Source organism: Anaplasmataceae bacterium AB001_6, assembly GCA_020002265.1.
Lineage (GTDB): Bacteria > Pseudomonadota > Alphaproteobacteria > Rickettsiales > Anaplasmataceae > AB001-6.
Genome location: CP048228.1, coordinates 313,832 through 339,737 on the forward strand (window position 1 = coordinate 313,832; position 25,906 = coordinate 339,737).

Here is a 25,906-nt window from a genome sequence, read left to right on the forward strand (position 1 = left end):
TTACATCTTGGGCTGCTTTGGGGTGTTTTGCTTTTGTTGTTTATTTGTTATTAAAAATGGCATCAGATGGCAGATAAAATTTTATGCAATGTCTTAATGTTAATAAATCTTATGAAATAATTGTTATCGGAGGGGGCCATGCCGGCTGTGAGGCAGTGGCTGCTGCTGCACGTATGGGTGTTCCTTCTCTTCTTATTACAACAAAAATTGATGCTATTGCGCAGATGTCTTGTAATACTTCGATAGGAGGAATTGGTAAAGGCATCATAGTTAAAGAAATAGATGCGCTTGATGGTTTGATGGCGAAAATAACAGATTATTCCAGTATTCATTCTCGTATTTTGAATGGAAGTAAAGGAACTGCTGTCTGGGGCCCCAGAGCACAAGCTGATAAAGATCTATATAAAAAACATATGCAAGAGGTGTTGTCAAATTATCCTCTTGTTGAATTATTAGAAGATGAAGTTGTATCGTTAATTGTAGAGAACAATACAGCTGTTGGAGTTAAATTAAAATATAATGATATTATCAAGGCAGGAGCTATTATTGTTTCTGCTGGTACGTTCTTAAATGGAACATTGCATATAGGAAATAAAGTATCTGAAGGTGGAAGAAGAGGTGACCCTGCTGTAGCTGGATTATCAGATAGTATAAGGTCTTTGGGTTTTAATATGTCACGTCTGAAGACTGGAACACCTCCCAGACTTTATTCTGATACTATCAATTGGGATGTCTTAGAGCCTCAACGTGGAGATGCAATTATTCGTCCTTTTTCATATATGAATGATTCTGTATCACAGAAGCAAGTATCCTGTTATATAGCAAGAACCAATATTAAAACTCACGATATTATAAGATCTAACTTACCTTTATCAGCGATGAGTATTAGTATTAATTCTAAAGGACCCAGATATTGCCCCTCTATAGAAGAAAAAATAAGACGCTTTGCTGATAGAGATTCACATCAAATATTCCTTGAACCTGAAGGCTTAAAAAGTGACTTGATTTATCCTAGTGGGATTTCTAATTCTTTACCTGAAAATATACAAGATGAATTTTTACGTACTATTGTTGGCTTAGAAAATGTTAAGGTTGCTCACTATGGATATCATGTAGAATATGATTATATAGATCCTCGGGAGCTATTTCTGACTTTGGAAACAAAAAAGGTTTCGCGATTGTATTTGGCTGGCCAGATTAATGGAACTACAGGCTATGAGGAAGCAGCGGCTCAAGGTTTAATTGCTGGTGTTAACGCCGCTTTAAAAATTAAGGGTGAAGATAAAGATTTTATTATGGATCGCTCAGAATCGTATATTGGCGTTATGATAGATGATTTAGTAAGACTAGGGAATAATGGAGAGCCGTATAGGATGTTTACATCTCGTGCGGAATACCGTCTGAACCTTCGTGCCGATAATGCAGATCAAAGATTGACCACAAAGGCTTTTGATTATGGTTGTGTTAATAATGAAAGATATAATCATTGTGTAATAAAATATCAAGCAGTTGAAGCATTAATTAATCAAATGAAAAATAACTCTTTTGTTAGTAATGCTTTATTAAAGAGCAAAAATTTTAAAAGGACTATTCGTAACGGAACTACTATAAATGCATTTGATTTCTTAGGTTTTAGTGATATATCTTCCAAAGATATAGATTATATCTTTCCGCAACTTGATTTATTATCTCTAAGTACAGATAAATTAGATAATTTGGTTAGCAGAGCCAAATATGCTCCATATTTAGTACGTCAAAGGGAAGATATAGATATATTCCAACGTGAAGAGACGGTTAAAATACCTGATGATATAGATTATGATAACATCAAAAGTTTATCGTCTGAAGTAATTGATATATTAAAACGTATACGCCCAACAAACATTGGGATAGCAAAAAGAATTCCAGGAATTACGCCTGCCGCTGTTATTGCAATAATGGTACATTTAAAGAAATCTAAGATACACTCTTAAACAATTTTTCTGGGACTTATTTCTTAAAATTGTTCATTTTATAGTTAAAACATTAACATTATTTTAACTATATTAAAGATATAATTATGATATAAGATAATAAAGGAGGATTTAGTTTATGGTGATACCTAAAAATTCAAAAGAAGAAGATCTTTCAGCAAATAGCCGTTCCAGTGGAATTTTTATGAAAATTGGCAATTTTTTGCGAAGTATAGCCAAGGGTATAATGAGTGCATTGGTAGCTGTTAAAAGAACACTAGGTTTTGGTAATCAAGATATAAGCAAGACATCAATGGAAGAGTTTAGACCTTCTGCTCCTTCTGCAGAAGATGTCCTAGAACTTTCTGATGAAAAAGAGAGATTATACCCAAGGTTACCTGTAGAAGATGAGGATATTGCAAAATTTTCTAGTCAGGGTCCTAAGGTAATGAAAGAAGAAGAGTTTAATACTCCTGATGGTGTGAGTGCAGCTATTGATAACTTACAGCGTCAGAATTTTATGCTGTTTAATGCTATTAATGCTTTATGGCAAGTACATTACGAAGTTTTAGATAAAGTGTGTAGGTTGAACATTGCTGGACCTCCAAGGTATAGTGAATTTCCTGATAATCCACCAGCTTATGAAGATGTTGTAAAAGCAGATAAAATTGAGAAAAATGCAGCAGTAAGCAACAATCCATCTTCTGATATAGAATCTGGTGATGTATCGCAGGTTGATTCTGATGCCGAAATGCTTCGTTCACAGAGAGATGCAATAAGAAGGCATTCAAGATAGAAGAAGTTTTTTTCATATATTATTATAAAATATGATCTTAAAAAAATACCTTTGTTTAAGACGCTAGTTACTTTTCTTATTCAGATTTGATTTTTGTTTTTAGCAAAAGAATATAAAGAACATCTTTGGATTTTGTCTCATGGACGATTTCTAACTAAATTCTAGAGGGTTAATATCTATTCTTGTTTTTATGTCTTTATTTAGCGCTTTTGCTTTTTCTGATATAGTATTCAAATTTTTGTGTATGTTGAAATCCCTAGGGTATATAAGTAGTATTCTGACTCTGTATCTGCATCTCATTTTTCGTATAGGAGCAATTGATGGCCCTAGTGTCATGATTTGTTCTTTCTCTATTATCTTTTTTATTATAGATGCAAATTGTAGAGTTTTTTCCTCATTTTTACCAGAAAAAATTATCGCCGTAGCGCGTGTATAAGGCGGCATACCATATTTCTTTCTTTCAGATAATTCTTGTTTGTACAGTATATCTCGATTGAGATTTAGTATTGCTTGTATTACTTTATTTTCTGGTTGAAAAGTCTGTATAATGGCACTTGCTGATAACATCTTTTCTCTTCCGGCACGTCCTATGACTTGTGTTAACAATTGGAAAGTTTTTTCTGTGTTTCTTAGATCAATACTGGAGACATTATTATCACCATCTATTACTCCAATTAGCTCTATTTTGGAAAAGTGATATCCTTTTGATATTAATTGTGTTCCTATTATTATATCTACTTGCTGATTTTCAATGCCTTCTAAGGCTTTTGCTTTTAATTTTTTATTGTATATAGTATCGCTACTTAAAATAGAATATTGCGCTTGCGGAAATAAGATGTTAATTTCCTGAGCTATTTTTTCTATACCAGGGCCATGATCTATTATTGAATCTACGGTATTGCATTTTTTACAATCAGAGGTAAAAATCTCATTGTATCCGCATAAATGACATATCAATTTCTGTTCTTTTTTATGGTAATTTAAAAAGCTAGAGCAGAATCTACATTTTACTTTTGTTCCACATTTGTTACATAAAATAATCGGAGCAAAACCTCTTTTATTTATAAATAGAAGTACTTGATTGTTTCTATTTAATGTATTTTTTATTGCTTCATATAAAGGTTCTGAAATATTTTTAGTTTTCATTTTTGTTTTACGCATATCAACAGCGTGAAACGAAGGCATTTGAATATCTTGGAATCTACTTTTTATTTGATAATAATCGTATTTTTTTTGCTCTGCTTGATATATTGATTCTAATGAAGGTGTTGCTGAGCTTAATATTACCGGTATTTTCTTTATTTTACTCAGCATTATTGCCATATCTCTTGTGTTTATTGAGCTATTGGTATCTTTCAATGATGTATCGTGCTCTTCATCTACAACTATTACACTTATATTTTTATATGGTAAGAATAACGCAGATCTTGTGCCTATTATAATCATCTTCTCTCCAATTATTATTTTATCCCATAATATGCTTTTTTGATGCTCTGAAATTCCCGAATGCCATTCTTGTATTATAGATTTAGGAGTTATATATTTTCTGATATTTTGTATCAAATGAACGGTCAAGGCTATCTCTGGGATTAATATAAGGGCTTGTTTGGGTATGTGGCTATTTAATAATTCTGATATTATAGAAATATATATAGCTGTTTTTCCCGAGCCTGTGACACCATCTATTAGTGATACTTTGAAATTATCTTGATATTTTATAATACTATTTTTTATTTCTTCTTGTTTTGGTTCAAGGATATAGGCTAATTCAATTGTATGGTTACTGTGATTTATTGGGGATATTATCAAATCTCCTTTTTTTATCATTTTATGGATACTGCTTATTCGCATTTCTTTAATAGCATCCCTAGTTGTTGTTTGACTGTTTTTTTCAATAGTCTTTTTTATTTTATGTTTTAACGTAGAATCACAAGAAATGATTCCTATATCAATGATGTCCTTTATTAAGAAAGATTGAAGTATATTACCTAAGCTTATCAGATTATATTGTGCTACAAATTTTATAAATTTAATAATTTCTGATGTGAAAATAACTTCTTTATAGGGGTGTGTGATATCCTTTATTATGTAATTTTTTCCTTGAGGTTGTATAGTTTGTTTTTTAATTATCAGTCCATTTATGATCCTGTCTGCAAAATCTATTTTGACTATCTGCCCAATAGATAGTTCGCTATGATATTTATAAGTAAATGTTTGATTTAGATTTTGTGATACTAAGATTTCAAAGTAATACATTTTATATATCAACTATTCCCTTTATTAGTGCCATGAAGTTATCTATGATGCATTTATTTTCTTCAGGGGCTAAAAATGATAATTCAATTGCTTCTCTAAACAAAATAGTATACGAATTATTACTCAGGCTTTCTGTTATATCTACGCTCACGTTATGCGGATTAATCCCGACTATTCTATATATTTCTTTTTGTTTTAAAAATTGATCCACTTTTATTAATGGGATATTTGTATTCAGAGATTCAAAATATATCCAGCCATTTGTATCATAGATATTACATTTAACATCATTTATATATTTTGCTAAATAAGATATAGGATTTAGCTTCAACATATTTATATTATTTGTAGTATTTGGTGTATCTTGTTTTACGTTTTCAATATCAAGCCAATATAGTGTTGCATAACCAGATGTTATTACAGGCTTTTTGAACTTTTTTATATTGTTTATTGCTTCTTCAATTTTTATATTGTTATTTGGATCATTACCACCAAAAATTATTATTAGATCAACAGCTGGGTCTAAATTCTCATATTGGATCTGTGATGTTACATCTATTATATTGAAGTCTTTTAGAATTTCTATAATGTGTTCATCATCTATGATGTTACTATAATTTGCTAAACCTATAAATTGAGCATTAACATTATCGATTGAGATAAAAAGTATAAGAAATATTATAAGATACTTAGCTTTCTTAAACATTTGATTTTTTTATAAGAAAAAATAATGCTTATACTTTAACATATTTCAGTATGTTAAGCCTTTTAGGATGCATTTTACTCTTATTGCCATTGAAAATATTTTTTTGTAAAAAGAATAATAATATCTCATAGCATTTTTTTACATCTTCAATATCAATTGAATAATCCATATTTTTTTTAAAATATATATCCTTCATAATTTTAGGTATTGCAAATAGTCTTTTTTTAAAAGGCTCTCCAACTATTTTACATACGGAATTTCCTGTGTTGGGAGAAATAAACTCTACTTCATGATTTATTCCATTAATATAGCATTCGTTAAAGTTGAATCCAAATCCTGATATTTTTAATAAATACATTTCTATTGCGATATGACATATCACCCAAGAGGGATATAAAATAGGTTCTTTTTGAAATATCAGATGTTGCATCTCTTCATATATTGCCATTTCTCTATGATTTATAGGAATTGCATAGTTAATTAAACTGCACATTGAATCTACAATGCACATCCTAGAAGGATCTAACATTAAATTTGCTGGAATATTTCTTTCTACATCTAGTTTTAGATATCCAAGATTTTGATCAATTCTAGAATAAAAAGATATTTGTACCATACAACCTATGGATATTAGATATTTTGCATTTCTAGATCTTTTAAAATATCCCTTAATAATGCCATGATCTTTCGTGAGTACCGAAACTATATAAGCATCATTGAGAGTTTCGATTATTTTGATGACAATCCCTTTATCTTCTATTTTCATGTAGGAGGCTTAATCAACATCTTCTTATTCTTTTTAGTTTGGGGATTGCTTATTTTCTTCAAGTTACCACCCAACATCTTTATTAGATCATCATGCATATAATCTGGATTAATTATTCTACATCCTCCCAGATTTTTCAATTGCTCTTCAGTCATATCATATAAATCTGTTGTTGGACTACAACTACTTATTAAGAATAATTCTTGCATTCTTTTGCCAAATATAACGTAGTCATGCCCTGTTTTGAAAAAAAATCCACATTTATCGGGATTTGATTTAGTAAGCAAATATATGTATTTTTCTTTCTTTTTCATCTTCCAGGAAACAGCCACAAGGAATTTGATCATTTCATCTTCTTCATTGAGATAAAATTTTTTCGCAACTTTTCCCAATGCAATTACATCATACTGATTATAAACATTGACCTTTTCTGTTTGTGTCGCCTGATTTCCTGCATTCATATTTTGTTGAGAGGAGTTATTTACAGCGCACACACATTCAGCATGTGCATCATATATAATGAATGTGCTTAATAAAAAGGTGCCTACAATCAGAAAATGTCTCATTTTATGGAACTACAGTATTTAATAATTCTATGTAATGTACTTTCATATATTATTCAACATAATAGAAATTTTGCAAAGTCTGATTATCAATTAATTCACCGTGTTCTTTTATGGCATATCTATCTGTCATGCCAGATATGAAATCTGTTATCACTGTCACTTTATCTCTATCACCTTCTGCATTTTTGAATTTATCAAACCAAAGAGAGGGAAGCATCTCTGGCTTGTTCAATAACGCGTTGAATATATCTTTAATCATCTTATGAGCCCTTGATGTAATTCTAAGAATCCGATAATTATTATACATATTAGTGATGAAGAATTCTTGTAATTGCTTAATGTTATCGTTAATTACTGGTGAAAAAGAAGCAATAAATGTATTCTCATTTTGTATTTGCTCTATAGATGATATAGCTTTTTTTTCTATCACACCTTTTGTATTTTCTATGATATCTAGTATCAAACAGTTCGTGATTTTTTTTATCGCATGCAATGCAATATATTTTATTTCAATATTATTATTCTTATATTTTTCATAGCTTTGTTTGAAGAATTCACCATAAAATGATAATTCAAATAATTGTTCTATTTTTACTATATTGGATCTTATACAATCATCCAAATCGTGCATATGATATGCTATCTCATCTGATCTTGCGGCTATCTGTGCTTCAAGAGAAGGTAAAGTATCTAATTTGATATTGTGTTTTTTGCTATATTCTAATATGTAAGGATGCGCTAGGTCTTTTTTAACATGTCCCTTACGTTTTATTAGGCCATCTAAGACTTCCCAAGTTAAATTTAACCCAGGAAAATTGATGTAACTTTGATCTAATTTTGTGAGAATCTTAATGGTATTAGCATTATGTTCAAATTTTTCATAATCCTTTGTTAAATCTGCTAATGCATCTTCTCCTGTATGACCAAAAGGTGGATGACCAATATCGTGTGCAAGAGCAATAACTTCACCTAGAGTTGAATTTAACCCCATTGATTTACATATAGAACGAGTTATTTGAGCAACTTCAAGGCTGTGAGTTAATCTTGTTCTATAATAGTCTCCTTTATAGTGGAGAAATGTTTGTGCTTTATTTGCTAATTTTCTAAAATAATGTGAGTATAAAATTCTGTCTCTGTCTTTTTCATAGCAATTTTCAAAGGGTAGAACATCATTTTGTTCTTCAAATAACCTACCCTTTGTTTTTACGGATTCAGAACGATAATTTGCAAACATATATATCAAGATAATATAATACTTACTAGTAGTATAATATTATTATCGATTAAAATTATATAACAATTTACTTTTTATGACAGAAGAAGGTTTATTTTCCGTTGCAGCGGATGGTTTTGCTCAAATAATGAAATTAAAGAAAATCAAAGGAGCAAATTATTGTTTGAAAGTTGCTATCAAATCTGGTGGATGTAAAGATTATCACTATAAGCTAGAGATGGTTAATTTAGATGAATATTACGCATTCAAAACAATGAATTTTGAAAATTGTATCAATGTTAGTGATGCGCTATCTAGTTTAAAAGATACTGTGGATAAGAATAGTGCACAGGATAATCATGCTAATGACCTAATAGAGAAATTTATTGAGAAATATAAAGTAAATTTTTTTAGTGTTGTTGGTGAGGCGAAAAAATCACTTTGCTATGCAATTTTTAAATGTGAAGATATTCCAGCGGTGATAGTTGATCATTTATCTTTAAGTTTAATGCTCAAAGGGTGTGAAATTGGATATGAAGATACCTTGGTGAGATGCGGTTTTGTTATAATCAACAAATCAGCTATGGCTTCTTGTGGCTGTGGGAATAGTTTTCAATTAAAAGTATAGAAATCTATTTTTTTGTAACTTCAGCGTTTCTTAATGCTTCTTTTAGAGTTTTATCAACCCAGTCATATGAGTGCAATCCTTGATAATGCTTACCATTTACTATCATTGTTGGTGTTGCTAATATTTGCATATTCTTTGCTGTATACAACCTAGATTTTAATACTTGATCTGTCATCTGCTTATCTTCTAAACATAATTCCATTTCTGATCTGTTATAGCCGCTAGTTGAAAGCGTATCAAACATCAATTGTCTATTATTTGATTTTCCATACCACTGTTTTGCAGATTTAAATATCATATCCATAGGTTTATTAGGATCCCTTCTTTCTTTGGTTTTTTGATATTTACTTATTTTCATGCAATGAGCCAATATTTCAGCTTCAAAAGATGTTACTTCAGTGGATATATAGCGTATTTTTAACATTGCAAGTCCATCTTGAACATAATCTTCCTGTATTTTAGGAATAATGCTTTCATACATTGTCCTACAAGCATAACAGCTCATGGATATATACGTTATAATTTCCAAAGGAGCATCTTTTTGTCCATATACCCACTCTACTATTTCTTTTTCGTCAAATTTTTTGCTTTTTTTTGCGTTTTTATCTTCACCCACCTTTGTTTTTTCTGCTGCATAAACGGGATTCACATTGCTAAGAGTACAATTTGTGTGTAGTAACAAAATGAAGAAAAGAGAAATAATAAACAAAGTTATCATTGATTTAGTTTTGATAGATTGCATCTAAATTATTCAATACACAGAAACGTATAATCTAATATATTTTTTTATACATTACAATTTTTGCTGAATATATCAGATCATAATATGTAGTTATTATACATAAATAAAATTTGATTGCTTTTTATCTTTGCCTTTTGTAAAGAAATTATCAAAATGTTATAATGAACGTTTTAAATAAATATAATTAAATGCCACCTATTTTGGATAAATTAGTTAAGCTATTCTCTTTAATTAATGGTGTGGGTCATCGTTCCGCAAAACGCATTGTTTTAACGCTTGTAAAAGACCAAAAGAACTTGGTGCTTAATTTATCAAAATTGCTCAAAGATGTTGCAGATAATGTGAAATGTTGTAGCGTCTGTAACAATATAGATGATTCCTTGCTGTGTTATGTGTGTAGTGATGAAAATAGAGTACAGGATAAATTATGCATTGTAGAAGATGTATCAGATCTCTGGACTATTGAGAGCTCTAATATTTTTAATGGAGTTTATCATGTTCTTGGAGGATGTTTGTCAGCTTTAGAAGGGGTTACCCCAGAAGATCTAAAAATTAACTCTATAATTGACCGAATCAAAAAAAATAGTATATCAGAGGTTATTATTGCTACAAATCTTACAATAGACGGTAGAACAACCGGTTACTATATTTCTGATCTAATTAAAAAGCATTCTAGTACTAAAGTTACGGGACTGGCTTATGGTATTCCAGTTGGAGGAGAGATAAATTATCTAGACGAAAGTACGTTGGAATTTGCATTTATGGGGCGTAAAGAATATGAATAAATCATTCTTATTTGTGAGATTTTTATCTTTTTATATTGTGTGTAAGATATGAAAAATTTTTATATAAAAACTTATGGTTGTCAGATGAATGTCTATGATTCAAATATCATAAGTAAGATGATAAAATCTCTTGGTTATCAGAGTGTTGAATCAATAGATTGTGCTGATGTTATTGTGTTAAATACTTGTCATATAAGAGAAAAAGCTACGGAAAAAGTTTATTCAGAGCTAGGCACAATAGATTTTATGGCTAAAAGAAGGAACAAAAAAGTTACTGTTATTGTTGCAGGATGTGTAGCACAAGCCGAGGGAGAAGTTATAAAAAAGAGAAGTAAGAATGTTGATATAGTTGTGGGACCACAGAGTATACATACTATTCCTGTACTTTTATCTAATTTAAATAAAAAAAGTGGAGACACTATTTCTTTGGATTTTGACCCAATAGCCAAGTTTGATTCTGTAGAAGAATATGATCAAACACATGGAATAGAAAAAGGGAAAGTTTCATCCTATTTATCAATACAAGAAGGTTGTGATAAATTTTGTCATTATTGTGTGGTTTCTTATACAAGAGGCGCTGAATATTCACGCGAAGTGCCGGCAATATATAGAGAGGCTTTGAATCTCGTATCAAGTGGAGTGAAGGAAATAGTATTGTTAGGACAAAATGTCAATGCTTATAGTTCTACCTATGATGATAAAGAATATAATCTAGGGCTATTGATAAATTCATTAGCGCGTATAGAAGGTTTGTTGCGTATACAATATACTACTTCTCATCCTTCTGATATGCATGAAGATTTGTATTTAGCTCACGCTTATGAGAATAAATTAATCAATTTTTTGCATTTACCAGTGCAGTCGGGTTCAGATAGAGTTTTAAAGACAATGAATCGGAGACATACTGCTAATTATTATCTAGAAGTTATAGCCAAATTGCGTAAAGCGAATCCTGATTTAGCGTTTTCTTCTGATTTTATTGTTGGATATCCAGGAGAGACAAATGAGGATTTTGAAGATACGTTAAAGTTAGTAAAGGAAGTAAAATATGCTAGTGCCTACAGTTTTAAGTATAGCCCAAGGCCTGGAACTCCAAGCAGTGAATTCCCTAATCAAATTCCTGAAGAATTAAAAAAAGAGAGATTGGCAATATTACAATCTTTATTAAAAGAACAGCAAATGGAATTTAATCAATCTACTGTAGGGCGATCTGTGCGTGTAGTGTTTGATAAAATAAAAGGTGATCAAGTAATGGGTAGAACAGATTACATGCAAGCATTCTACAGTAATGATTTATCATTATATGGGAAAGTTGCACAGATGCGTATATCATCCTTTTCACAGAATACTGTATCAGGAGAAGTTATTCAAATTCTTTCTGAAAATAATAGTTATACAGATAGCGATAATTCTGAATCTAAGATAAAGATATAGTCATCAAGAGTTTTTTCTAGTATCTCTATTTGCTCTTTATCTAGTGTAACTAATGGCAATCTGACATCTTTTTGTATGTAGTGATATAATTTGGACATTGCATGTTTAATCGGAACCGGATTTGATGCTATGTCCAAACTTTGATTGATTGCGCTTATTATCATTAAATTTTTTTGAACAGATTCTAATTTCTGTTCTTTCCACTCTTGATATACGGTAGACATGAAATTCGGGATTAAATTTGATAAAACCGAGATCACTCCGTCGCCACCGTATAGAATATAGCCAAAAAAACTTGCATCATCCCCAGAGAGGATGTATTTATCTTTATGGTTATTTTTAATAATTGATGCACGAGAAATATCTTGTACGGCATCTTTCAATCCGATAACGTTAGGTAAGGAAAGTAGTTGAATAGCTGAATCTATATCTAAATTAAAAGCAGTTCTGCTAGGAACATTATATATTATTATATCTTTTGTAGTATATTTTGAGATTTCTGTATAGTATTCCTGGATACCAATTTGACTGGGTTTTACATAATAAGGAGTACAAAGAAGAAATGCATCAGCTTCTTTGAATCTATTTATTTGCTCTATAGTTTTATGATGATAATTAGTGTTGATTCCCATAATAATTGGTATCTTATTTTTTATTACATCTTTTGCACTATGAAGTAATTCGTGTTTTTCATTGTCACTTAAAGAAAAAGATTCTCCGGTGCTTCCAGCTACTACAACACCGTTTATCCCACTTTTTATTTGATTTTTTATTAAATTTTCCCAAGATTTTAAGTCTAGTTTATCATTCATAAAAGGTGTGATTAATGCTGTTATTATTCCCGAATAGCTGATATTAGACATAATGGAATTGCAAAAAAACAAACATCAAAATCCAAAATAACATAAATTTTTTGGTTTTAAAAGTTATTTGCAATAGGTCATTTTAAGTTATTAGATTTTTTCTCTCATAAGAATAATACCTTGAATATATATTTACGGCATAGTATTATACTGACGTAACCTGTAATGGTTTTTAGATCTATCGATCATTTCTCTTGGATTATTTTGGAAAGAAATATGGGGTTGGCGGAACATATATTGGTAATTGATTTTGGGTCTCAATTTACTAGTTTAATTGCACGTAGAATAAGGGATTTGAATTCTTTTTCTATCGTCGTGACACCAGATAATTTTAATTTTCAAGCCGGATATACAAAAGGAATAATACTATCTGGTGGCTATAATTCTGTAAATGATATAGATTTCAGCCCTTTATTAAATGAAATATTAAAAATTAATAAGAGTTTGCAAATTCCTGTATTGGGAATATGTTTCGGGCATCAATGTCTAAGTAGATATATGGGAGGTACTATTCACTCTTCGGATGCAGAATATGGTTTAGCTTCTGTGAATGTGAATAGAAATTCTAAACTCATATCTGATATTGCTGAGAAGAATTTTAACGTTTGGATGAGTCATGGAGATAGTGTGGTTCATTTGCCTGATGATTTAATAAGCATTGCTGGCAGTATTAATTGTGAAAATGTGATTGTTTCTAATGAAGAAAGAAATATATATGGAATCCAATTTCATCCGGAAGTGCATCATACAGAAAATGGTGAAAAAATATTAGAGAATTTTTTGTCCATATGCCAAGTATCAAGAAGTTGGAATGCAAAAATATTACAGTCTGAAATTGTAAATGATATTAAAAGAATCGTTGGAAAGTCAAAGGTTTTAGCGGCTGTTAGTGGAGGAGTTGATTCTTCTGTTTCTGCTGCATTAGTATCTAGCGCTATAGGAGATAATCTTAGATGTATTTTTGTTGATACTGGTCTGTTAAGAAAAAATGAGAGGCAAAATGTTGAAGAATCTTTGAGGAATAACTTTAATATAAATTTGGAAGTGATAGATGCCAAAGAAGAATTTTTATCAGTATTGAAGGGAGTTTCAGATCCTGAAAAGAAGCGTAAAATAATTGGAGAAAAATTTATTTCTATTTTTGAATCTGTAGTTAAAGAGGAAGAATTTTTATTACAGGGAACAGTATATCCAGATTTAATAGAATCCGGTAAATCTGGTGGTGCAAAGATAAAATCTCATCATAATGTTGGAGGCTTGCCGGAAAAAATGAATTTGAAAATTTTGGAGCCTATGAGAATGCTTTTTAAGGATGAGGTGCGTAGAATTGGTGCAGAAATAGGCTTACCCCATGATTTATTATGGCGCCATCCATTTCCTGGTCCTGGATTAGCTGTAAGAATTCCCGGTGAGATCACTGAAGAGAAAATAAATATCCTGCAAGAAATCGATGAAGTATATATTTCTGCTCTTAAGAAAGAGAATCTGTATGACAAAATATGGCAAGCTTTTGCAATCTTATTACCTGTAAGAAGTGTCGGGGTAATGGGAGATGGTAGGTCTTACGGATATTCTTGTGTGTTAAGAGCCATTAGTTCGGTTGATGGAATGACCGCTGATGTTGTGCCTTTTAACTTTAAAGATGACGTAGAAATTATACATATGGTAAATTTTTTGAAGCACATTAGTAACGAAATAGTAAATAAAGTAAAAGGTGTTAATAGAGTGCTTTTTGATATTACTTCCAAGCCACCGGGTACGATAGAGTGGGAATAATCTTCTACAATAACATCAACATACTGATTTCAATTGATCCTATTTGTTTTACAACATAAGTAGATGATAGCAAACAAAAGCATCAAAAATAGAGCTGCCATTAACAGATATATGATTATTTTAAAAACGAGATAGGTAAAGATGAAGAATAAAACTATCTTTACTGCGAAATCAGCGAAATGGTATAAAGATTCTTGCATTATTAATAGTAATCATTTACTTATGATTTATATTGTCCTTCCTATGAAAAATACAAGATCTGCTTTCTAAAAAAGAAATATATTACTTGTATTTAATAATTTGACACTTTAAATCTTCTATTTCATCTCTCAATATATTACAAAAATCTTCTTTTTGTTGGGGTAAATTATCTCCCATAAAAGCCATTTTTGCTGCCATAAATAGTGGTGTTATTAAACCCATTCCTTTGCCATTTTTTGATTCAAATAAATTTTTCAATGTTCCTTTTTCTGTTAATGATAGCATTTGATATTTTCCTGTATGCTCCCATGCATCTCTTGCTTTCATTGATTGATCATGCTCAGACAATTCATGATCTGCTTTGGTTGGAATTCTTGTGTTTATCATCTGTTTTAATGTATCCGATGACATATAGGAAAATTTTATTGGAATGAATATTTCAATTACAGTAGGAACGTTTAACTTATCTTCATCGGTAAATTTTCTGATAGATATCACAAATGATCTATCGTATATTTTTGTTTTTGTTGCAAAATCATAATTATTCCCCTTTTCTGTTTCTGCTGCGGTTTGTAGAAATTCCTCTTCCATTTCTTTTTTGCAATTTGCCAATGCAATATTTTCATCACTAGTAAGTGGATTCATAAAACCACCAAGTCCAGAAAATAGGTTATCATTTTTTCTTTCAAAAATTACAGTGTAATCATCATTGGTCAGCATTGCTGATATAACACCAGTTCTATAAATTGATTTTAATTCTCTTATTCTTTCGATATTTTCAGGATTATCATTATAATAATTTATTACTTGAGGCATAAATCTTGCTACATGATAATTTCCTATTCTATAGCTAAGAACTACTGTATTTCTATCCTTATCAAAATTTGCATCTGTTAGATAAATCAACAACTCATCTTCTACCAGAGAGTCTATTTTGTCTTTTAGAGTAATTGAGCCAGTAGAATCTTGTAGTATTACGTTTTGTTTTTCTGCATCTGAAAAATCATATAGCTCTTCGCTTTCTTTTATAAACTCAATCTTAGAATTTATAAAGATAAAAGATAGTTGGTTAATTTCCATATTGATACTTTCATTTGAAGGAGTCACTACATGCCAAATTTCTTTGAATGTACAATCTTTATGATAAGCTTCATTGAAATTTTCAGTTAACGAAAATATGCTATTATCGATATTAATGTCAAACATGTTAAATATTAATATAAGTATAAATCTATCATATATAATATGATTTTCAAAATATATATATATGGATTAAAAAAACAAATATTAATATTTTTTATAATAATATTTATTGAAAAAATATAATATATATAATACAATTTAAAGATTAATTTTAATATCTTTTGAACTAAAAAATGTTAATATAACAAAATAGTATGTTAAAATTACAATTAATATCTATATTAATATATGAAAATAAATGGACGACTATTCTAATATCTCAGCCTTGCAATCTACGCCATATGTTAACAGCAGTGTTGCAGCTTATGATGCTGGTAATAATCAAAATTATATTGAATCTGCAGTTGATTGGGTAAAAGAAGATGTAGGGAATATTAATTATCATGCAGCGCAATCTATGGCGGCCGCAACGGCTATTCAAGTTGCTTTATGCCCAAATCAACTTTCTCAAGCTATTAATCAGCCTATAAAAGAGGGCATTTCTCATATATTTGGTGGTGGTAAAGCACATTTTGTAGGTAGTATACTTAAAATTGCTAGTGGAGTAGCTGTTAGTAGCTATGTGGTTAACCATATAATGAATTCATATGTCGATGAAGTCATCGCTCCTGTTGTGAATGCCGATATGTCTGATAGACATGATATGAGCCTAATTGTAGGAACTGCAATATCAGGTGCTGTTAGTTTTATGGTTGGGCAAGGCATTTCTTGTGCTTCAAAAATGATTGAAAGATATAATAACAGATCTTAGTTTTGTTCTTATTCTTCTTTTTTTCCTAAATTTATTCATTAATATCTCATACTCATAAATAAAACTTCCGTAAAAAATTGGCTTTCATAATAAATAATATTTCTGATATCGTTAATATTCTATATTAATAATAATTTCATCTAACTGTGTTAGAAATTCAGGATTACTTTTACGATCTTAAGGTATAGAAAGTGAGTATATCAATAGATTCTTCTACTACTGGATTGATTGCTCAAGATACAAGTCTTGACGTTATTGCTAACGATTTAGCAAATGCTAGTACAGTTGGTTATAAAAGAAATTATGCAGTTTTTAGTGATTTAGCTTATCAATCTGTTAATCGTAATATTAAGAAGAATGATGACGAACCATATGTAAAGCAAATGCAAGTAGGGTTAGGGACACAAGTTTCTGATATCTCTAGAATACATGAACAAGGCCCCTTGCAAACCACGGGAGTTCCTTTAGATGTTGCTATTGTGGGTATGGGTATGTTTATTATAACAATGCCCGATGGGGAAGAGCGATATACCAGAAATGGTCATTTTCGTCTGGATGCCAATGGCAAAATTGTAACATCAGACGGATTTGAATTATATCCTGGAATAACGATTAGCAATGATATTGTTAATATTAAAATCACAGGAGATGGCTTTATTCTTGGAGAAGATAAAGAGTTAACAGAAGTTAATTTAGGCCAAATAGAATTGGCAACCTTTATTAATCCCTCTGGTTTACAAGCAATGAGTGATAACTTATATGCTGAAACTGTTGGGTCTGGTCCACCGGAGAATTATATCCCTGGAGAAGAAGTTGCGGGAACTTTATCCCAAGGTTTTCTTGAAGGTTCTAATGTTAATATAGTTTCTACCATGACAGATATGATGAAAGTACATAGGAATTTTGATTATTGCTTAAAGTGTCTTTACACTTCGCATGAAATGTTAAAATCAGTATTTAATTCAAATAATAAAGTAACGTAATTTAGTCTAAAATGAAATAAAATTATTAACAAATATTATTATATTAATATAATTAAGAAAATTATGATCAATTTATTATAAGAAATGCGTTATGTTAATTTTTACAAATATTAAGATGAAGAAAATTTGTAGAGTCTCTTTGATTTTATGCTGTACAGTTTTTCTAAATATGACAAATCTGTATGCAGAAGATTTTGCGTACGCGTTTAAACACGATGTATCAGTGGGCGATGTTATACTTCCTAATATGTTGGAGCAGATTGATTTGGATGGTATCGATGATACTATTGTGCCTGAAGCAATTCGCAATAAAATCCGCAAGAATAATTTGAATCATCGTTATGTTAAGAATAAAAAAACTCTAATTGGTAAAACTGTAAAAAAAAAAGTAGAAGCACACGTTCCTCTAGAAAAAAATTTCTTAAAAGACACGGAATTAGTAAGAAAAAACGCAACAGTAGACATCGTTTATAATAGTGACTCAATTAAGATAAAAGCAAAAGGAAAAGCTATGGAGAATGGTTCCTATCAAGATGAAATTAAAGTAAAGATGAGCGATACTGGAAATATCATAAGAGGGAAAGTGCTTATAGACGGTACAATAGGAATAAAGTAATATTCTCTTTTCCTGTTAATTACATTCTTTCAACATTTTTTCGTAGACAGAAGAGAAGCCGAGGAGAGAATATACATCAACGGAACATGTTCCTTTTGGAGATCTTCCTTTTGTTATTAAAAAATATCCTTTTCTCATTGAGGCTACAGCTTTTTGATCAACATCAACATTACGGGACCATGCTGTCTCATCAACAATAATATCCAAGTACATATTTAAATCAGATCCAGTAGAGCATTTTCCTGATTTTGCATTTGACAGAACAGTGGCCATTATTTTTTGAGTACTCTCTCCAGAGCTGTAATATACTGCTACTGGCACAGCATCACTATATGGATAACCAGCTTTGACGCTTATTTCATCTATGTTAGGTGCAATGTGGTTAATAAAAATCATCGATTCACCTTTTCTTGTGAAATTACCTGCTGTATGTATAGGAGAAGAAGTCATAAAACAAGCTACGCTATTACCCTCTTTATATAGATAAAGCTCCCAATCTTTGGATTTATATATTAATTTTGGACTTTCATTTGTAGATTGTGCGCAGAAAATGCAACACGGAAACAAAAAAAACAATAATATGAAGTAGCAGAAAAAATTTTTAATGTTGAATTCTGAGAAATTTAACATAAAACAAACAATAATATAACATAATTCACAAACAATAGCTCGTTGTTGTATGAAATCCCCACAAGCCGAAAGATCAACGAAACCGAAAATATATTCTACTCAATAAGAATAACAAAAACAAATATATTTTTATCCTTTTGTCGGCTAATGGTATAAAATATACTATTAATGTGTACTTTGTATTGTATCCTGGATGTTATCCTATTGTATAGATAATAATTCTGAATTTTGCCTATTTATTCAATTATGATGAGAAATATTATTGATAAGATTAGTTTAGATGATAAAATATTTAAAAATATTGCAGAAGTATCAAAAGAATTAAATTTGGAAAAGTATGTAATTAGATTTTGGGAAAAAGAATTTCCAATGCTTAATCCAAAAAGATATAAAGGTGTTAGATATTATAGCCCTGATGATATTAAGCTTCTAAAAAAAATAGTACATTTATTGTACGAAAAGAAATATACTATTAAAGGAGCCAAAGATTTTTTGTCTGCGAGAAGAAGTGGTGAACTTTATAACTCCTTATTACAAATTAATAAGCGATTGGAGTCCATTTACTACAAAATTAAAGACAATAAAAAGTAATATGATTATGTTTATCGGGGTGTAGCGCAGCTTGGGTAGCGCACTAGTCTGGGGGACTAGAGGTCGTAGGTTCAAATCCTGTCACTCCGATTCTTTTAATATTATATTTTCTTATCTTGTTGTTGCTTGCGCTAGCTATTATAGGGGTTGGTTTTAGTTGTGAATTTTGTTAACATGATTCAACCATCTTTTAGTTAGCTTATATCGTTTCGTTATTTGCTTTTGTCTGTTATGTCGTCTAGATTGATACAATTTTCTGTATTTGTTTTCTTCTTTTATACCTGTATAGCATGCGTTTTTGCTAAGGATAAGTTTGAGTCTAAAGTTGTAGCAGTTATTGATAATATCCCTTTTACTAATATAGAAGTAGATATTATTTTTGATGCCGTTAGAGAATATAACGATCTTGCTCTTATTAAGATTGACGCGACTGAATTAAAAGAACAAAAATTGGAATTACTTAATAGCATGATCAACGTGTTTTTAGTGACGACAGAATTTAAGAGACTGGGGGCTTCTTTATCACGCGAGCAAATTACAGCCATTGAAAATTCGTTTGTTGATATTACAAATAAAGCTTTTCAGAAATTTTTGAGAGAGGATATGGCCTCAAGTTTTATGCTGACCATGTTAATGGACAGAGAATATAAAAATAGACTAAGCGCTTCTCAAAATGAGATATATAATATGCGCTATTTAAATAATCCATCAATTGATAAAGAAAGCATCATGTTGGCAAAATATTCTTTTCCTGTTAGTAGCTGCTCTAAATTTTCAGAGATCAAGTTTGATATTTTAAAGAACAAAAAGTTAAATAATGTGAGATCTAAAAGTGACCCAGTATGGATAGAAAAAGATTTTTTACCTGATAATGTAATTGAAAAGATGTCACATTTATCTGATGTGGAAGATATATTTTATACACAAAACAAGAAAAGTTGTGATGTATATAGGATATATGATAGAGAAAATTCAGAGATTCTTGATTCTTATGTGCTAGGAATTCCATTACAGAAAGATGGGCATTCTGGAATAGGGCGTGCAATGTGTAACGCAAGACAGGAACAGGAAGTAGTTGATTTTGAAATGAACTATGAATCAAAAAATTCTGTTGAGAATGTTAATGCAGATAAGAATCTTTATAAGCTTAGTTTTGTTAATTTGAAGCCTTCAGCGCGTAAAAAAATTATTCAGAGTAATCAATATGATATTGTTGATCTTGAAAATAAGGAAAAGACAAAATTTCTGATATGCGATGACAGTCATTTGAATGATGTCTTTGAGAATATTATTGTTAATCAAAAAATATTTAAATATTCTACTGATATTATCGAGCAAATAAGACAAAGACATCTAATAGAAATCAGAAGAGATAATATCACGTAATGTTTTATGAGCAAAATCTTTGGAACTGATGGCATAAGAACTGAATTTGGAAAATTTCCTTTAGATGTTTTATCATTAAATTTCTTGACTATTGCCGTTCACAGTGTGTTATATGGTAAGGAACGTGGTATCGTGCTAATAGCCTCTGATAATAGGATATCGAGATTTTCGATAATCAATATGATTACTTCTACTTTGCAATTTTTGGGTGTGAAGGTGTTAAATATAGGGATTATCACAACCCCTTGTCTTGCTTTTTTGACAAATAAAATGGATGTGGATTATTCAATAATGGTTACTGCTTCACACAATGATTATAAGTACAATGGGATCAAGATATTTGATAATCATGGCTATAAAATCTCCGATGAGAAAGAGACGCAAATTGAATCAGCTTTCTATCATCTTCTAAAAAATAAAAAAATATTAGATAAATTTCCTATATCTACAGATATGTTACAAAAAGGAGATGATGTATCTTGTGAAATTAAATTATACAAGGATTATGTAATAAATAGTTTTGCTGAAAAGATAAAGTTATCAGATAATTTTTCTGTAGATCTAGATTGTGCTAATGGTTCTATTTCTAGTCTGATAAGAGATATCATAGATCCTTTTATTAAGAATGTTAGGTATTTGAATAATGATAATGACGGCTTGAAGATAAATCAAAATTGCGGAGCGCTCTTTCCTAAAATTGTATCTAATTCGATTAACAAACACTCTTCTTCTTTGGGAGTTGCATTTGATGGAGATGGTGACCGTATAGTTGTTTGTACTAGAGAAGGTGGTATTGTTACAGGAGATCAATTGATAGCTTCTATTGCTGTATTTCATAAAGAAAAATACGGATTATCTGATGCTATTGTAAGTGTTGTATCGTCTAGTAATTTATCTGACTATCTTTATAGTAAGGGTATAAATTGTGTTTGTGTGGATGTAGGAGATAAAAATATAACACGTGCTATGATGGAGCATAATATAAAAATAGGTGGTGAGAGATCTGGGCATATTATACTTCCTGAGAGTATTAATAAATCAGCTGATGCTATTATTGTTTTTATGAAGATTCTTGAAATGTATTCATTTTATGGAGAGAAATTCATTGATATGATGACCAAATTCAAGGAGAGTGTTCGAATAGAATATGATTATTATCATGATGTATCTGATATAGATTCTATGATTTCTAGTGATGAATTTACATTATTATGTCGCAATATGGAAAATGATCTAGGACAAACCGGACGTGTCTTCATCAGAAAATCTGGGACAGAAAATAATTTAATTAGAATAATTATTGAATCTGATAAATTTGACAATATTGCATTGTTAGATCCATATTTAGGAAGGATTATTGAATTTTTTCAATCTTGATTGTTATAAGCGTATTTTTTCCATGGATTGTTTTTTATATGGTGACCGTGATGTTTAAAAATGTTTCTACTACTGGTATTGATATAGTTGCTGTCTCAAGAACTATATTAGATGATGAAATTGCTGCAATTCAAAGGTTTGAACAATTATTAAAAGAAAAGGGGGTAAATTATTCCTTGGATCATAAAAAGGTACTGGAATCAGAGTTAACTAAAGGTGAGTCTGATAATCTTGAAGAAATTATCCAAAATAATAAATTTCAATATTTTATTGAAGCAATAAATAATAAAGATAATGATGTATTATGGATCATAAGGGGTGGTTATGGGGCCAATATTATTGCTTATAAATTATTGGAGAACCCTATTAGTATACATGATGATGTTAACAGCAAGGTGATTGTTGGTTACAGTGATCCTACTATCCTTGGCATATACTTCACTCAAAAATTTGATTGGGTTTTTATTCATGCTTCAATGCCTTCTGGATTAAAAGATCTTGATGTAAATAACCCAACCGTTACTACCACAATAGATATGCTTTCTCATATTCAAAATGGTCTTAAGGGTAATTATAATGCGCAATATGAATTGCATCATGTATCTGGAAGTATGAAAAAATCTTTTGATAATATCAAAATAGCCGGTGGTAATTTATCTTTGATTAATTGCTCTCTGCAGACTGATTTTTCTTTAGATGTTAAAGGAAAAATTCTATTTTTTGAAGATATAATTAGTTATGATAAAGCGTATGAATTTTTGAGATCATTTTATCAATTGTTATCTACGGGATTAATTAAAGATGCAGAAGCTGTTATTATTGGTTCAATTACTGTGCGAGAACCTGAAAGCGATATATCAGAGATGATAAAAAAAATGTATGAAATTGTCTGTAAAGAAATATTGCTTCAAACTGAGGGCTCTATACCAATATTTATTAATGAAAATTTTGGTCACGGAGAAATTAATTATCCTTTACCGTTAAATCATGATGTGGATATCCATCTTGTAAAATTAGAAAAAGAAGATCACGAGAATATGCAATCAAAAAATAATGAGAAATATTTACTCAAGTACTGTTTATAATTATTATGCCTTTCCTTGTTATTTAAACTTTCTCTTCTTTATTTTCTTTCTGGTTATACATTTGTTCTAGATGTAAGTCCAACTTCTCTTTTAATAGTATATGTTGTGTGTGTTCTATTATTAATGAAATCGTGCATTTATCTGAAGAAGATAAGAAATATAGATTTATATTATTTTCTGATATGATATCCAGTATCTTGGAATATAATTCATTATCAAATGATCCGATTATTGATGTCATTACAGCATTATTGGAGATAATGTCGTTATCATTGATTAAATCCTTGACGGCTTTTAGAGCAGCTGGATTGATTAATAAAACAGTTTTTTTATCTGAATACGATATAATGTTTATATCGTTGCTTTCCGTATATTTTAGAACCTCTTTCAAGGTGCTACAATCTATTTCAATTAAATACATTGGCTTAGTGAATAGCATATTTTTTATAATTTTATCTTCAAATAGATAATCATAATTTTTTTCTTCATTGTTGGACATTATAAAGGTTCCTCTCGTTTTACTGTCTGGTGTTAAAATTTTTACCTTAACATTATTATTCAAAGCTATTCTAACTGCTTCGTTATGGATGATCTTGATATTTCTTGTAGATAGAAGCATTGCTTGCTTATAGGATAAGCAAGGTATTGGATTTGTGTTTTGATTGTTAATTATTTTGGGGTCACATCTGTATATACCATCAACATCGGTGAATATTTGACATAAATCTGCATTAACAGCTGCTGCTATAGCAACGGCTGTAGTATCAGAGCCTCCTCTGCCTATTGTAGTTATTCTGTTTTGCTCATCTATTCCTTGAAAACCTGTGATTACTGGCGTTATATCTTTTGATAGCAATTCCAAAATTATCTTGGTGTTAATTGATTTTATCGAAGCTATGCCATGTCGGGAATTTGTCTTGATAGGAATTTGCCACGCAGATAGCGCTTCTGATTTAATCTTGTGATTTTTTAGTGCTAATGCAAATAAACCTGCTGTTATATATTCACCTGATGATGTTAAAAAATCGTAACACGAAAGAGAAGTTAAATCGCTTCCATAAAAGCAGTTCTTAGCATGCGATATTAAATTATCAGTAAAATTTTTCATCGCAGATACTACAATTATTACTTTATTTCCATTTTGTTTTTCCCTAATAGCGCAATTAACTATTTTATTTATATCGTCTGATGAGTTGATTATAGATCCACCATATTTTTGTACTATTATTTTCATTCAAGTGCCTATTTTTGTTTCAAATATATGAGATTTGCTAGTTGAATATTCCCAATTAAAAGGTTTATTAGAGTATAGATTTTTAAAGATATGATTACATGCCATTGCTGTTTCTGAAAAACCTGACAATATAAGTTTTAATTTTCCATTATATGATGCAATATCTCCTACTGCATATATTCCTTCAATATTTGTTTCACAATTTGAAAATTCTACAGGTATAGTTCCGTTTGCAACACTGATATTCCATTTAGCAACTGTACTTAAGTTTTGTTTTAAGCCAAAAAATGGCAAAATATAGTCCAGATCTATTGTCTCGATTTTTGTATTATCTATAAGTCCGATAGATTCAAAATCAGCAGAAGAGATATTACCATTTTGATTACTGTTTATCTTGACTATTTTATATGGTATTAAAGGCTTTATAAGACCTTTTTGAACTAAATTTTCAAGTTTTTGTTGACTTTCTGGTAAGCATCTTAGTTTATTTCTTCGGTGTACGAAGTATATTTCTTTTGCTTTCTCTGCTAAATTTAGTGCCCAATCAACAGCGGCGTCACCACCGCCTAAAATCGCAACTCTTTTATTTGTAAATCTATCTATTTTATCTATAGAATACAAAATCGATTTTCCATTATGTAAATGTTCATCTTCAATAGGTATTTTATTATGCTCAAAATTTCCTGCTCCAATGGCTAATATTATTTTTTTAGATAATATTTCTTCAGTTTTTGATGTCTTTACTAGAAAGCAGTTATTTTTTTTCTCGATGGATAATACAGTTTGAGAAAGATATACGTTTGGATTAAAAACTTTGCACTGTTTGTATAATGCATTAATAAGTTCAAGTGCTTTAATTTTAGGAAATGCTGGGATGTCGTAAATGTATTTATCTGGGTATAAAAAGGAACATTGACCTCCTAGTATATCTAGGCTATCAATAACGTTACACTTCATCCCTAGAGTTCCAGCTTGAAATATAGTGAATAATCCTACAGGACCAGCTCCTATTATTGTTATATCTGATACATTTTCATTTGCCATTTTATATTAATTTATAATTAAAAAATTATACTAATCGAGAAAAATCTATTATATTGCATACTTAGGAATAATTAGACAAAATTTAGTGAAATATTTCCAGCACAATATAAGTGATAAGTATATAAATTATAATAAATTACTTTATAGAAAACAAAATAAGACAGATTTTTTTTGATGCTTAATAAATTGATTGGTATGTTCAAATAATTATATATTTAATGTACTAGTAAATTTCAGAGAAAATTAATCTAAAAATAGTTAATTTAACATTTTTTTTTGTAAAAAAATATTTTTTTTTAATAAAAAATTTGTTTTTTGTGCT

The 25,906-nt window shown here is 30.1% G+C and carries 24 protein-coding genes and 1 tRNA gene; 14 read left to right on the top strand and 11 right to left on the bottom strand.

Going from position 1 to position 25,906, the window contains the following annotated elements; translation table 11 throughout:
- The first annotated feature begins 83 nt into the window (after positions 1-83).
- Complete coding sequence (gene mnmG / locus GUI12_01500) at positions 84-1,973, top strand: tRNA uridine-5-carboxymethylaminomethyl(34) synthesis enzyme MnmG (protein ID UAT42829.1); 1,890 nt, start codon at positions 84-86, stop codon at positions 1,971-1,973.
- 118 nt (positions 1,974-2,091) lie between these two features.
- Positions 2,092-2,748, top strand: coding sequence for a hypothetical protein (locus GUI12_01505; protein UAT42830.1), 657 nt, complete (start codon positions 2,092-2,094; stop codon positions 2,746-2,748).
- Between the two features lie 150 nt (positions 2,749-2,898).
- Here GUI12_01505 and priA read toward each other — a convergent pair whose 3' ends face one another.
- The 5 genes from priA to dgt are packed head-to-tail and all read right to left on the bottom strand — an operon-like array spanning position 2,899 to position 8,276.
- Positions 2,899-5,004 (bottom strand): primosomal protein N', encoded by a 2,106-nt coding sequence (gene priA / locus GUI12_01510; protein ID UAT42831.1) that lies wholly within the window; start codon positions 5,002-5,004, stop codon positions 2,899-2,901.
- Position 5,005: 1 nt separating this feature from the next.
- Positions 5,006-5,710: a hypothetical protein gene (locus GUI12_01515; protein ID UAT42832.1), complete on the bottom strand. Its 705-nt coding sequence runs from the start codon at positions 5,708-5,710 to the stop codon at positions 5,006-5,008.
- 28 nt (positions 5,711-5,738) lie between these two features.
- The gene (locus tag GUI12_01520) at positions 5,739-6,476 is read right to left on the bottom strand and encodes a hypothetical protein (protein ID UAT42833.1); all 738 of its coding nucleotides are present in this window, start codon (positions 6,474-6,476) and stop codon (positions 5,739-5,741) included.
- Positions 6,473-7,042, bottom strand: a complete 570-nt coding sequence (locus GUI12_01525; GenBank protein ID UAT42834.1) for a hypothetical protein — start codon at positions 7,040-7,042, stop codon at positions 6,473-6,475. Before GUI12_01525 ends, GUI12_01520 begins: the two co-directional genes overlap by 4 nt.
- Positions 7,043-7,091: 49 nt before the next feature.
- Entirely contained in the window at positions 7,092-8,276 is a 1,185-nt protein-coding gene (dgt, locus tag GUI12_01530) for a dNTP triphosphohydrolase (protein ID UAT42835.1), read from the bottom strand.
- 76 nt (positions 8,277-8,352) lie between these two features.
- On the opposite strand from dgt, the gene GUI12_01535 reads away from it, so the two are divergent.
- Entirely contained in the window at positions 8,353-8,883 is a 531-nt protein-coding gene (locus tag GUI12_01535) for a hypothetical protein (protein UAT42836.1), read from the top strand.
- A gap of 4 nt (positions 8,884-8,887) precedes the next feature.
- Here the strand turns inward: GUI12_01535 and GUI12_01540 are convergent, their stop codons facing one another.
- Positions 8,888-9,625 carry a thioredoxin domain-containing protein gene (locus GUI12_01540; protein ID UAT42837.1) on the bottom strand — a complete coding sequence of 246 codons (738 nt, stop codon included), beginning with the start codon at positions 9,623-9,625 and terminating at the stop codon, positions 8,888-8,890.
- Positions 9,626-9,813: 188 nt separating this feature from the next.
- Here GUI12_01540 and recR point away from each other — a divergent pair, with 188 nt between their 5' ends.
- Positions 9,814-10,410: a recombination protein RecR gene (gene recR / locus GUI12_01545; GenBank protein ID UAT42838.1), complete on the top strand. Its 597-nt coding sequence runs from the start codon at positions 9,814-9,816 to the stop codon at positions 10,408-10,410.
- A 48-nt stretch (positions 10,411-10,458) separates the two neighbouring features.
- Positions 10,459-11,844, top strand: coding sequence for a tRNA (N6-isopentenyl adenosine(37)-C2)-methylthiotransferase MiaB (gene miaB / locus GUI12_01550; protein ID UAT42839.1), 1,386 nt, complete (start codon positions 10,459-10,461; stop codon positions 11,842-11,844).
- Here miaB and dapA read toward each other — a convergent pair.
- Entirely contained in the window at positions 11,802-12,707 is a 906-nt protein-coding gene (dapA, locus tag GUI12_01555) for a 4-hydroxy-tetrahydrodipicolinate synthase (GenBank protein ID UAT42840.1), read from the bottom strand. The genes miaB and dapA overlap by 43 nt on opposite strands.
- A gap of 216 nt (positions 12,708-12,923) precedes the next feature.
- Between dapA and guaA the strand changes: the two genes are divergently transcribed.
- Positions 12,924-14,483: a glutamine-hydrolyzing GMP synthase gene (gene guaA, locus GUI12_01560; protein ID UAT43439.1), complete on the top strand. Its 1,560-nt coding sequence runs from the start codon at positions 12,924-12,926 to the stop codon at positions 14,481-14,483.
- A 282-nt stretch (positions 14,484-14,765) separates the two neighbouring features.
- Here the strand turns inward: guaA and GUI12_01565 are convergent, their stop codons facing one another.
- Positions 14,766-15,890 carry a hypothetical protein gene (locus tag GUI12_01565; protein ID UAT42841.1) on the bottom strand — a complete coding sequence of 375 codons (1,125 nt, stop codon included), beginning with the start codon at positions 15,888-15,890 and terminating at the stop codon, positions 14,766-14,768.
- Between the two features lie 235 nt (positions 15,891-16,125).
- Here GUI12_01565 and GUI12_01570 point away from each other — a divergent pair, with 235 nt between their 5' ends.
- The 3 genes from GUI12_01570 (at position 16,126) to flgA (ending at position 18,237) form a co-directional block, all read left to right on the top strand.
- A complete protein-coding gene (locus GUI12_01570; GenBank protein ID UAT42842.1) occupies positions 16,126-16,638 on the top strand; it encodes a hypothetical protein in 513 nt (170 codons plus the stop codon).
- 191 nt (positions 16,639-16,829) lie between these two features.
- The gene (gene flgG, locus GUI12_01575) at positions 16,830-17,621 is read left to right on the top strand and encodes a flagellar basal-body rod protein FlgG (protein ID UAT42843.1); all 792 of its coding nucleotides are present in this window, start codon (positions 16,830-16,832) and stop codon (positions 17,619-17,621) included.
- Positions 17,622-17,712: 91 nt separating this feature from the next.
- Complete coding sequence (gene flgA, locus GUI12_01580; GenBank protein UAT42844.1) at positions 17,713-18,237, top strand: flagellar basal body P-ring formation protein FlgA; 525 nt, start codon at positions 17,713-17,715, stop codon at positions 18,235-18,237.
- 15 nt (positions 18,238-18,252) lie between these two features.
- Here the strand turns inward: flgA and GUI12_01585 are convergent, their stop codons facing one another.
- Positions 18,253-18,687 (bottom strand): hypothetical protein, encoded by a 435-nt coding sequence (locus tag GUI12_01585; GenBank protein UAT42845.1) that lies wholly within the window; start codon positions 18,685-18,687, stop codon positions 18,253-18,255.
- A 426-nt stretch (positions 18,688-19,113) separates the two neighbouring features.
- Here GUI12_01585 and GUI12_01590 point away from each other — a divergent pair, with 426 nt between their 5' ends.
- The 5 genes from GUI12_01590 (at position 19,114) to GUI12_01610 (ending at position 23,306) form a co-directional block, all read left to right on the top strand.
- Positions 19,114-19,458, top strand: coding sequence for a MerR family transcriptional regulator (locus GUI12_01590; GenBank protein ID UAT42846.1), 345 nt, complete (start codon positions 19,114-19,116; stop codon positions 19,456-19,458).
- Positions 19,459-19,473: 15 nt separating this feature from the next.
- Positions 19,474-19,548: transfer RNA gene (locus tag GUI12_01595), tRNA-Pro, on the top strand.
- Positions 19,549-19,689: 141 nt separating this feature from the next.
- Positions 19,690-20,844 (top strand): hypothetical protein, encoded by a 1,155-nt coding sequence (locus GUI12_01600; GenBank protein UAT42847.1) that lies wholly within the window; start codon positions 19,690-19,692, stop codon positions 20,842-20,844.
- 6 nt (positions 20,845-20,850) lie between these two features.
- Positions 20,851-22,221 carry a hypothetical protein gene (locus GUI12_01605; GenBank protein ID UAT42848.1) on the top strand — a complete coding sequence of 457 codons (1,371 nt, stop codon included), beginning with the start codon at positions 20,851-20,853 and terminating at the stop codon, positions 22,219-22,221.
- Between the two features lie 50 nt (positions 22,222-22,271).
- Complete coding sequence (locus GUI12_01610) at positions 22,272-23,306, top strand: hypothetical protein (GenBank protein ID UAT42849.1); 1,035 nt, start codon at positions 22,272-22,274, stop codon at positions 23,304-23,306.
- Positions 23,307-23,328: 22 nt separating this feature from the next.
- Here the strand turns inward: GUI12_01610 and GUI12_01615 are convergent, their stop codons facing one another.
- Positions 23,329-24,540 (bottom strand): hypothetical protein, encoded by a 1,212-nt coding sequence (locus tag GUI12_01615; protein ID UAT42850.1) that lies wholly within the window; start codon positions 24,538-24,540, stop codon positions 23,329-23,331.
- A complete protein-coding gene (locus GUI12_01620; protein ID UAT42851.1) occupies positions 24,541-25,584 on the bottom strand; it encodes an NAD(P)/FAD-dependent oxidoreductase in 1,044 nt (347 codons plus the stop codon). It abuts the gene before it with no gap.
- Between the last annotated feature and the right edge of the window lie 322 nt (positions 25,585-25,906).